Annotated in this window: 2 protein-coding genes and 3 tRNA genes; all 5 read right to left on the reverse strand. The window is 67.7% G+C overall.

The window, feature by feature from the left end; all coding sequences use genetic code 11:
- Nucleotides 1-53 precede the first annotated feature (53 nt).
- A tRNA-Arg gene (locus AC1DQP_RS20110) sits at nt 54-130 on the reverse strand.
- An 83-nt stretch (nt 131-213) separates the two neighbouring features.
- Nucleotides 214-290 (reverse strand) — tRNA-Arg (locus tag AC1DQP_RS20115).
- Between the two features lie 53 nt (nt 291-343).
- Nucleotides 344-420: transfer RNA gene (locus AC1DQP_RS20120), tRNA-Arg, on the reverse strand.
- A gap of 61 nt (nt 421-481) precedes the next feature.
- Nucleotides 482-1,321, reverse strand: a complete 840-nt coding sequence (locus tag AC1DQP_RS20125; RefSeq protein ID WP_457320700.1) for an alpha/beta hydrolase family protein — start codon at nt 1,319-1,321, stop codon at nt 482-484.
- The coding region (locus tag AC1DQP_RS20130) for a PfkB family carbohydrate kinase (protein ID WP_478052380.1) at nt 1,318-1,826 on the reverse strand (509 nt) is incomplete at its 5' end. The genes AC1DQP_RS20130 and AC1DQP_RS20125, both read right to left, overlap by 4 nt.

Genomic DNA, 1,826 nt, shown 5'->3' on the forward strand with positions numbered 1-1,826 from the left:
CGCGTGTTGCCACGTTCGACGGGAGGGCAGGGCGGGCCTGCCGTGCGATGCAATGGTGCGCCCGGAGAGATTCGAACTCCCGACCGCCTGGTTCGTAGCCAGGTACTCTATCCAACTGAGCTACGGGCGCATTTGCATTGTCTGGTTGTCTTTCCTGCCGCGCGTGTTGCCACGTTCGACGGGAGGGCAGGGCGGGCCTGCCGTGCGATGTAATGGTGCGCCCGGAGAGATTCGAACTCCCGACCGCCTGGTTCGTAGCCAGGTACTCTATCCAACTGAGCTACGGGCGCATTTACATCGCGTTGTACTACTGCTGCCAGCGGCGGAGCTGACAACCTGTTGATGGTGCGCCCGGAGAGATTCGAACTCCCGACCGCCTGGTTCGTAGCCAGGTACTCTATCCAACTGAGCTACGGGCGCGTCAACAGGAGCGGAATTATGCGGATGCACGTCGCATTCGTCAACGCTTTTGTGAAGGTCTTCATTCAAATGAATGAAAAAGCAGCGCTGCCACGGCCGTCGGGGATTTCATCCAGGCGAAGTGATCGGCACGCGCGCCAAGGGCTGCGGGTGACACCACGCTGAGCGTGGCGTCCACCTGCGGCATCTTGGCCAGCAGGCCCTGCATGGAGGAGGGCGGGGCCAGCCAGTCGTGTTCCATCACCACGGCGGTGGCGTGCGCGCGCACGCCGCGCAGACCGGCTTCAAGATCGTCGCCGATGCCCACCCCGGCATAGCGGTTGTTCAGTCCCACCTTGGCCCAGTCGGCGATCAGGCCACGCGCTTCGGTGCCGCCGAAGCCGAGCCGGCGACCGTGCAGCACGCCCTGGCGCTGCGCCAGCCACGGCAGGAACCGGTAGATCAGGGGCAGGGTCCAGCCGCGCGGCGCCGGGAAGGTGCGCCAGTACGGCGTGCCGCTGGCGACCAGCCACAGGCGCTGGAAGACAGCGGGGTGCAGGCCGGCGAAACAGCAGGCCAGCTGTCCGCCGAGGCTGTGGCCACCGATGATGCGTTCGACAGACGCACCGGCATCCAGCTGCGCCAGGCTGGCGGGCAGGTCCAGCGCCAGGATCTCGCGATAGCCCCAATCTTGTGTGTGCGACGGGCGCAGGCTGCTGCTGCCGTTGCCCCGCCATTCGTGCAGGTACACCGCCACGCCGTGTGCGGCCAGCGCGTCGGCCAGTGGCAGGTAGTGGCGCGCGGCCACCCCCAGTGCCGGTAACCAGAGCAGTCGCGCGCGCGGCTGTGCCGGCACCCGCGCCAGCAGCGCGAAGCGATGGCCGTCGGCGGCGACCACCGGAAGTGCCTGTGCGTCGATCATGCCGGGCGTGCTGCGCCGAAGTGGTCGATCACCAGCACCTCGCTGCGGCCGGGGTAGTAACCGCCCTGCAGGCCACGCGCGACGTAGTCGATCGCCGCTTCGCAGGCGTTGGGCAGCGACAGGCCCTGGCACAGCTGCGCGGCGATCGCCGAGGCCAGCGTGCAGCCGGTGCCGTGCGCATCCACTGGCAGCCGGGTATGGATGAACTCTTCGCGGGTGACGCCGTCGAAGTAACGATCGATCACGCGGCTGCCTTCGTCCAGATGGCCGCCCTTGAGCAGCACCGCGCCGGCGCCCAGTTCAAGCAACGCGTCGGCGGCATCTTCGGCATCCTCGGCGGTGATGATGCGACGGCCGAGCAGCAGTTCGGCTTCGGGTGTGTTGGGCGTCAGCAGCGTGGCCAGCGGGATCAGGCGCGTGCGCATCGCCTCCACTGCGCTGGCTTCGAGCAGCCTGGCGCCGCTGGTGGCGACCATCACCGGATCCAGCACCACGTGCGGTGGGC

Source organism: Stenotrophomonas sp. P5_A8 (assembly GCF_056400545.1).